General features: G+C 70.9%; 9 protein-coding genes. 8 read left to right on the top strand and 1 reads right to left on the bottom strand.

The window, feature by feature from the left end; translation table 11 throughout:
- The 4 genes from AC0699_RS38720 to AC0699_RS38705 all read left to right on the top strand — a co-directional run.
- Nucleotides 1-268 (top strand): hypothetical protein (locus tag AC0699_RS38720; RefSeq protein WP_478670962.1); only part of this gene is annotated, 268 nt, incomplete at its 5' end.
- A 24-nt stretch (nucleotides 269-292) separates the two neighbouring features.
- Nucleotides 293-943 (top strand): hypothetical protein, encoded by a 651-nt coding sequence (locus AC0699_RS38715; protein WP_478670959.1) that lies wholly within the window; start codon nucleotides 293-295, stop codon nucleotides 941-943.
- Between the two features lie 101 nt (nucleotides 944-1,044).
- A complete protein-coding gene (locus AC0699_RS38710; RefSeq protein WP_478670956.1) occupies nucleotides 1,045-1,284 on the top strand; it encodes a hypothetical protein in 240 nt (79 codons plus the stop codon).
- Nucleotides 1,284-1,658, top strand: coding sequence for a toxin Doc (locus tag AC0699_RS38705; RefSeq protein ID WP_478670952.1), 375 nt, complete (start codon nucleotides 1,284-1,286; stop codon nucleotides 1,656-1,658). Before AC0699_RS38710 ends, AC0699_RS38705 begins: the two co-directional genes overlap by 1 nt.
- Nucleotides 1,659-2,067: 409 nt before the next feature.
- Here the strand turns inward: AC0699_RS38705 and AC0699_RS38700 are convergent, their stop codons facing one another.
- Nucleotides 2,068-2,376 carry an arsenate reductase/protein-tyrosine-phosphatase family protein gene (locus AC0699_RS38700; protein WP_478670947.1) on the bottom strand — a complete coding sequence of 103 codons (309 nt, stop codon included), beginning with the start codon at nucleotides 2,374-2,376 and terminating at the stop codon, nucleotides 2,068-2,070.
- A gap of 172 nt (nucleotides 2,377-2,548) precedes the next feature.
- On the opposite strand from AC0699_RS38700, the gene AC0699_RS38695 reads away from it, so the two are divergent.
- From AC0699_RS38695 to AC0699_RS38680, 4 genes are all read left to right on the top strand, one after another.
- Nucleotides 2,549-4,030, top strand: coding sequence for an MFS transporter (locus AC0699_RS38695; RefSeq protein WP_478670945.1), 1,482 nt, complete (start codon nucleotides 2,549-2,551; stop codon nucleotides 4,028-4,030).
- A gap of 55 nt (nucleotides 4,031-4,085) precedes the next feature.
- Nucleotides 4,086-4,526 (top strand): SRPBCC family protein, encoded by a 441-nt coding sequence (locus AC0699_RS38690; protein ID WP_478670942.1) that lies wholly within the window; start codon nucleotides 4,086-4,088, stop codon nucleotides 4,524-4,526.
- A 39-nt stretch (nucleotides 4,527-4,565) separates the two neighbouring features.
- Nucleotides 4,566-5,930 (top strand): carotenoid oxygenase family protein, encoded by a 1,365-nt coding sequence (locus AC0699_RS38685; protein ID WP_478670939.1) that lies wholly within the window; start codon nucleotides 4,566-4,568, stop codon nucleotides 5,928-5,930.
- A 408-nt stretch (nucleotides 5,931-6,338) separates the two neighbouring features.
- Entirely contained in the window at nucleotides 6,339-7,007 is a 669-nt protein-coding gene (locus tag AC0699_RS38680) for an ABC transporter permease (protein ID WP_478670936.1), read from the top strand.
- Nucleotides 7,008-7,874: the final 867 nt, after the last annotated feature.

Here is a 7,874-nt window from a genome sequence, read left to right as displayed (position 1 = left end):
CCACGTCAGGGCAGACAGAAGCACCTTCGGCGCGCGCCACGGCATTTACCACGCCCCCGGCGCGCACCGAAGGTGCGCTGAGTCGCTGACCTGCACGAACAACGCAGAGATCAGGTCTGGAAACTCGCCCGATTTTTCCGCCAGCCTATCCAGCTCCACCAGTGACGACTGTCGTGCTTTGGCACACTTCATGAGCCAAAGCACGACAGGCACACCTGCCGCCACCAAGATCATTATTGTGGATGGCCCGTCCGCCGAGGTGAGGTAGCAGGGCAGGGGGTAGCGTTCCGGCATGAGGTCAGCGCTGCCCCGGTTTCCGCCCTATCCGATCCGGGGCGTACACGTGCTGCATCAACGGCAGAACTGCGCGCCCCACTTCGCGGAGATCGTGGTGGATTTCGAGCCCGCGGCCGAGGGCTGCGCCTTCGAAGTGGCCCAGGGGCTGACGGTCGAGTACGAACCCGCCGGGGATCTGCCGCGGTTTTTCGCCGCAGTCGCTGCGGGGATCAGGGAGCAGTTGAGCCTGCCCGAGCACGGCGTCGTGGCTGCCACCCAGGTGGTGTTGCGGGAGGCCCGTGCCGAGACGTCCGGCTCCCACGAACTGGCTTTCAAGATTGCGGGCTACCTCGCCGCCCGCAAGGCTTTGGGGCGCACGGGGGTGCCGCGCCTCCACGAATCGTCCCTCGCCCCGGCCCGCCGCACCCGCCGCACCTTCGAGCAGACCGTCCAGCTCCTCGAGCTCTTCCTCCACCGCGAACGCCGCGCCCCCGCCGCCCGCGAGGAGATCGTCGTGGACGGCGAGACCGTCAAGATCGGCCCGTGGCTTGCCAAGAGTCGCACCAAGCACCGGGCCGGGCAGCTCAGCCCGGATCACGAACGCCTGGTTGCGGCCCTCTTCGATGGCGACTGGACCGACGAGGACGCCGCTCCCGCCTTGGCCTGATCTGCCCGGCCGACGTGCGACGACCGCTCTCACGGCGGGGTCGGCACGATCCGCCCGCGCCGCCCTGGCCCCTCAGGTACCTACTAGGTACCATCTGGGGTATGCCGTCCTTGAACATCACCTTCACCGACGAGGAGCTCGAGGCGGTCCGTGCTGCTGCGGCCGCCGAGGGCAAGTCCCTCAAGCAGTACGTCCACGACCTCCCGCTGCGGGAGAAGCACCGGCTCCAGTTCGTCCGCTACGCCGTCTCCTGGGGCGAGACCCACCGTGGTGAGTTCGACGAGGCCTTCCCCGACGAGATTCCCCCGGCTCACCGCCACCAGGGGGCGGACGTGGCCTGATGGTCCTCTACATCGACGTGCCCTGGCTCCTGGACGTCCAGGAGCAGGCCGTTCCCGAAGACGTCACCGTCGCCGACTACTCGGCCCTCGTCGCAGCCGTCGCCCGCCACAAGACCCGCATCCCGCGGCCCACCACAGCCGAACCCGACGCCGCCTGGCGTGCTGCCGCCCTGCTGCACACCCTGGTGCGGCTGCAGCCGCTGCCGTACCGCAACAGCCTGTACGCCTGCCAGGTTGCCGCCGCCTACATGCACGCCTCGAGTGAGGGGATCGACCCGCCGTACGGCGCCCTCGTGGAGCTGGTCCGCGACATTCAGGCGGGCAAGGCCACCGTCTACCTGGCAGCCGACCACATCCGCTCCTGGCGCATCTGAGACGCCCGGCTTGCCCCGCTCCCCGGCAGCGCGGGCTCCAGCGGGAGCCACCGGCAGGAGGGCAACGATCGAGAACACCGCACCCGGCGGCGGCATTCGAGGTCACGCTGACGGCGCCAGCTGCCGTGACCATGGGTTCTGACCGCCCTGGGCCGGTAGCCGGGCGAGCAGTAGTTGCGGGCACGTCGTCGCCGACGCCCGGGGCGCGCCACCGAGGCCGCGTGAGGAACCCGCGAGGTTTCCTGCAATCCGATTCCAGTGCCGGCTCCCCTGGATCGAAGGAACTCCGGCGTACCCCTTCAGAGTGCGATCGGCCGGTACTTCAGGGCCTCGTCGATGATCTCCTCCGCAGACGCATCCTGGAGGTGGGGAGAGAAGATCAGACCACTGACCCCGGGTTGCAGCACATTCACTTCGAGGAGCAGCAGGTAGTAGTCGATCTCCGGGTCTGCCGCGAGGACTCTGCGGACGATGTCGCGGTCGCCGAGGCAGAGGCCGAGCTGTGCGCGTTCTGCTCGCCGCAGATCGCCCGGAGCGTTTCGAGGACGGCGGCGTCCATGGCCAGGACGTCGTCGGCCCAGTCCAGCATCTCCAGGGTGATGTGCTGCGCCCGGTGAGGGGGGGAGGTCGACCCGAGGCGCCGCGCGGCGTTGATCACGGACGGGTTGGCCGGCTGGTCCTGCCACTTGCCGATCAGCCCGGCTGAGCGGACCGTCACGGCCGAGCCGCCCCTGTGTGCGGTCGTGCCGTCCCACGCCGGCCGCTCCCATCCGCTCGTGAGGCGTCACGCACCCCTGCGTCACTGAGTGGACAGGTGCGGACAGCAGTGGACAGCCATCGCTTCCATCCGATCTGGAAAGTGGACACCGCCCGACACGAGTCTGTGCGGCATGAACGATGCACGTACGCAGACGGACCAGGCGGCAGCCCGCACTTCCCGGCCGGGAGTCACGCTCGCGGCTCTGGCAGCGGCTCAGTTCACCGTCATGCTCGCCACCTCGATCGTGAATGTCGCCCTCCCCCAGATCCGCGCCGGGGTGGGCCTGTCGGACGGCGGGACCACCTGGGTGGTCAACGCCTACGGCCTGGCGTTCGGGGCGCTGCTCCTGGCGGGCGGCAGGGCGGCCGATCTCCTCGGCCGCCGCCGGGTGCTGGTCTTCGGCCTCGCACTGTTCGCGGGGGCCTCGCTGGCAGCGGGACTGGCCGCCTCGGCGGGCGTGCTCATCGCGGCACGCGCCGTTCAGGGCCTCGGTGCCGCAGCCATCGCCCCGGCCGCGCTCGCCCTGGCGATGGACCTGTTCCCGCCAGGACCCGGGCGGGGCAGAGTGCTGGCGGTGTGGGGCGCGGTCTCCGGCGCGGGAGGGGCCGGCGGGGTCCTGCTGGGCGGTGTCCTGACCCAGGCGTGGGGCTGGCCCTGGATCTTCCTCTCCGTGGCTCTCGGGGCGGCGCTGGTCCTCATCGCCGTGGCGGCGCTCGTACCGGCGACGGCCGGCCGGAAGGCCGGGCGGTTCGACCTGCTGGGCACGGCGACCGTCACCGTCGCCCTGACCTGCCTGGTCTGGGGCCTGACCACCGCACGCGGCGCCGGCTGGACCGACGCCCGGGTGCTGGGGGCCCTCGCCGGCGCCGCCGCACTGCTGGCGGCCTTCGTCGTGATCGAGCTCCGCCGGCCGAACGCGCTGATACCGCCGCGCCTGTTCACCACCGGCCGGGTCGCCGCGGGCAACCTGCTGATGGCCCTGCTGGGGTCCGTGTGGATCGCCCTGTTCTTCTTCCTGCCGCTCTACCAGCAACAGGTGCTCGGGATGGACCCCCTGGCCACCGGAGCGGGGCAACTCCCGCTCGCCGTGGCCAACATGCTCGGCGCGGCCTTGGCGCCCCGCATCTCCCGGAGCATCGGCGCCACCACGACGGTGACCGCGGCCCTGTTCACCGAGGCGGCCGGTCTGCTGTGGCTGTCCCGGATCAGCCCGGACGGCAGCTACCTCGCGGACGTCCTCGGTCCGAGCATCCTGGTGGGCCTGGGCCTGAGCGTCGCCTTCGTCCAGCTCACCGCACTCGCCGTGGACGGTGTCCCACCGCAGGACGGGGGACTGGCCGGCGGACTGGTGAACACCACCCGCCAGGTCGGAGGGGCGATCGGCCTCGCCGCCCTGGCCACCCTGGCCGGTTCCGTCACCGCCCACGCCGCGGTCCACCAGCCGCACCTGGAGGCCCTCACCGCCGGCTACCGCACCGCCTTCGGTGTCTCGGCCGCGGTCCTGGCCGCCACGGCGCTCCTCGCGCTGTTCCTCGCCCGCCGCACCGGCTCGCGAACCGCAACCACCCCGACCCGCCCGACTTCCCTCCCGCAGTCCTCCCTCATCCCCTGAACCGACTCATCAGCCGCATCACCGATGCGTACCCGTACAAAGAGGAAACACAGTCATGGCCACCATCGACGAGACCGCCCCCGTCATCGTCCGCCTGAGCACCGTGATCGACGCCCCGCTGCCGACGGTGTGGGACCTGCACACCGACGTCGCGGCCTGGCCCACCTGGAACGCGGACATCGACCAGGCCGAGCTCGACGGCCCGTTGACGCCCGGCAACTCCTTCAGCTGGCGGACCCACGGCCTGGAGATCACGTCCACCGTGCACGAACTGGTCGCCGGCGAGCGCATCGTGTGGGGCGGCACGGTCGACGGCATCACCGGTATCCACGTATGGACGTTCGAGCAGACCGGCGACCACGTCACCGTCCGCACCGAGGAGTCCTGGAGCGGCGCCCCGGTCGATGCCGCGGCCGGCCAGCTGGCCAAGGCCCTCCACGACTCCCTCGAGAACTGGCTCACCCGCCTCAAGGCCCGCGTCGAACAGACCGCGTGACAAACCATCACATTTGTACCTTCGGAAGAGGTTTTTGCCATGACTACTCAGAAGCCTTACCTGACCGGTCACTACACTCCCGTCGCCGACGAGATCGTCGCCACCGGGCTGACCGTGGAGGGTGTCCTGCCCTCGGAGCTGACCGGCCGACTGCTCCGCAACGGCCACAACCCCAAGCCCGGCGTCACCCCGACCCACTGGTTCAAGGGCAGTGGCATGGTCCACGGGATCCGGCTCCGTGAGGGCCGCGCCGAGTGGTACCGCAACCGCTGGGTGCACACTCCCGCGCTGGACGGCGCCCCCTACATGACCGACCGCGGCCCGGACCTGACCGCCAGCGCCGCCGGCACCCACGTCATCGAGCACGCCGGACGCCTCCTCGCCCTGTGCGAGGCGAACCTCCCCTTCGAACTCACCCCGGAACTGGAGACGGTCGGCGCCTACGACTTCCGGGGCAAGCTCCGCACCGCGATGACCGCGCACCCCAAGGAGGACCCGGTCACGGGTGAGCTGCACTTCTTCGGGTCCTCGCCCTTCCCGCCGTTCCTGACGTACCACGTCGCCGACGCCAAGGGTGAGATCGTCCACAGCGCCGAGGTCCCGGGCGCGACCGCCTCCCTCAAGCACGACTTCGCCCTCACCCGCCGCCACGTGGTCTTCGTCGAGGGCAACGTCACCTTCGACCCGACCGAGCACTCCGGAATCCCCTACGGCTGGAGCGACCAGCAGCCCTCCCGCATCGGCATCATGCCGCGCGGCGAGGACGGTGCCAGGCACATCCGCTGGTTCTCCATCGAGCCGGGCAACATGCTGCACGTGTCCAACGCCTACGAGGACGGTCAGGGCCGCGTCGTCCTGGAAGGCCCCACCGTCGATCGCGAGGGATTCCGGCTGTCCTGGAACTGGTGGACCGGCGCCCCCGAGCGCGGTACCGATCCCGTCTCCCGCTCCTACACCCGCCGCTGGGTGGTCGACGTGGCCGCCGGTACCGTCGACGAGCAGATCATCGACGACCTCGCGGTGGAGTTCCCGACCCTCAACGAGGACTACCTGGGCGCCGAGAACCGCTACCAGTACGCCATCTCCTTCCCGGACGAGAAGGGCTTCGGCGGCTACGGCGTCGTGAAGTACGACCGCGCCACCGGCGCCCGCCGCATCCACCAGGTCGGCGACGCCCGCATGCCCAGCGAAGCGGTGTTCGTTCCCGCAGCCGGAGCGACCAACGAGGACGACGGCTACCTCCTGACCGTCGTCTCCGACCTCAAGCAGGACGCCTCACAACTGCTGGTCCTCGACGCCTCCGGCCTCGACCGCGTCGCCACCGTCCACCTGCCCCAGCGGGTGAGCGCCGGACTCCACGGCTCCTGGATCCCCGACACCCCCCAGGACGGCAGCGCGGGCTGACCCCCCGGCGCCGGAGCAGGGCGGCGCCGACCACGCCCCGGGACGCCCAGCGGGTACAGCGGGTGACGCACCGGGGCAGCGACCGGGACAAGGGGCGGTGACGGTCACGTCACCGCCCCGACCCCGACGAGCGCACACCTGACCCTCGACTGCCTGAGGGACTCGAGAGGCTCCCCGCCGGCCGGATGCCCGAGGACTGCCTGGTGACGGCGGTACTCAGACGGACTGGCGACCCTGCCCGGCTCCCGGTGACGCAGAACCCACCCGCCGGCCTGCCCTCTCCCGTTCGTTCCCCGGCCACCGACTACGTGCGGCACACCGTGACCCCGCTGCCGCACACCACACCGATACATCCCCTTCCTTTCCCGGAACCGCACTGACGACCGTTGACCCGCCGGAGGTTTCCCCATGCCCATCGCCGTCCCCGACTCGCAGACAGCCGCCGTCCCCGACATCGACACCGACACCGATATCCACACCAACGCGAAGGCCAGCGCCACGGCTTGGCCCCAGGGCGAGGTGGACAACCGTGCGGCCTACGTCAGCTTCGGACTCGCCTACGTGCTCGGCCACGGCGCCGCCGCAGTCTCCCAAGGTGAGTCGCCCTTGCTCGATCTGCCCGCCTGGCTGCCCATGACGCTGCTCGGCACCGGTCTCGTGGCCGGTATCGCCCAGGCCGCCGTTGCCGCCCTGCGAGCCCAGCGCGGGGCCAGCCGGCCGGACGTCCTCACCGGCAAACTGCTCGGCGCCGCCTGGGTCGTCGCCTTCACCGCCCTGTTCCTCACCATCACCGGACTGACGTACGCCCTCGACATGCCGGAGCTCCAGTCCATCCTCTGGCCAACCGGCTCCGGCCTCATCGTCGGCCTGCTCTACCTCGCCGAAGGCGCCGCGCGCCGCAATCCGCTGCACTACGGCCTCGGTGTCTGGCTCGTCGTCATCTCCGCCGCAGCGCTCTTCCCCGGTGCCCCCGGCCTCTACTGGATCCTCGCCGTTGCGGGCGGCGGCGCCTACGCCCTTGCCGCGGTTCTCGAACAGCGCCGTCTCGTCACCCTCACAGGGCGCCACCGGCGCTGACGGCTGGAGTGCGCGCAAGCTGATCGTCTCACCGGTGAACGGCAACAGCCGTACGGGCGAGTCGTCCGTGCAAACGTTCCTTCGCCCCCGCTCGAGCCGCCTGCACGGCTCCGCTCCCCCCGAGCCCGCTTCCGCCCGGAGCGCTCCGCGCGACGCCTCGCACCGACCACCCGTCTCCCTCGGCATCCCGGCCAATCGCCCGCACTGCTGCGTCAGCGAAGGGCCGAGCAGTGCCACCGAAGTGTGAGTGACCCAGGTCACCTCTTCGGTGCGGGGGAGCTGGTCGTGGTGAGGCGTCGCAGCGCAGCGTGGGCGCGTGGGCCCCAGGCGCGCTTGCCACCCCGACGGCCAGCCGGTGGCGCTGTCGCGCATCCGGCCACGCCCTCAGGTGGCGGGCGGCGGCGAGGCCGGCCCCAGGTGGTTCCCCTCGCCCTTCACACGGTCCCCCTGCGCCTCCCTGGAACAGGCCCTCGCATACCTCCGGCACCATCACGGTGACCTGATCCCTGTCCCTGGACCACTGCGACATCCGACAGCGGTTCCCACACAGCGCTCTGGGGCCGTTCACAACCCGGCCGTCTGGTCACAGTCGTGTTGCGCGTCGGCGCCGCCGAGCCGGGCCGCCGCCCGAACTCCGGCGCCTGGTGCTCGCCGCCGTCCGTTGGTGGCTCCGGACCTCGGGTCGGGGCCACCAACGGACGGCGGACGATGGGATCAGCGGGTCCTATGTTGTTGGTGGGTTGGACGGGCCGTCGTAAGGTCCAGAGGCCCGGAGACGCCGGGTATGGCTTTCAGCGGGTTGCACACGATGGTTCACGTCACCTGGCCGCCCGGCGTCTCACCGACGACCCGGCCGCTGATTAGGAG

The sequence above is a fragment of the Streptomyces sp. NPDC043870 genome (assembly GCF_056435785.1).
This window is presented reverse-complemented; position numbering and strand designations above follow the sequence as displayed.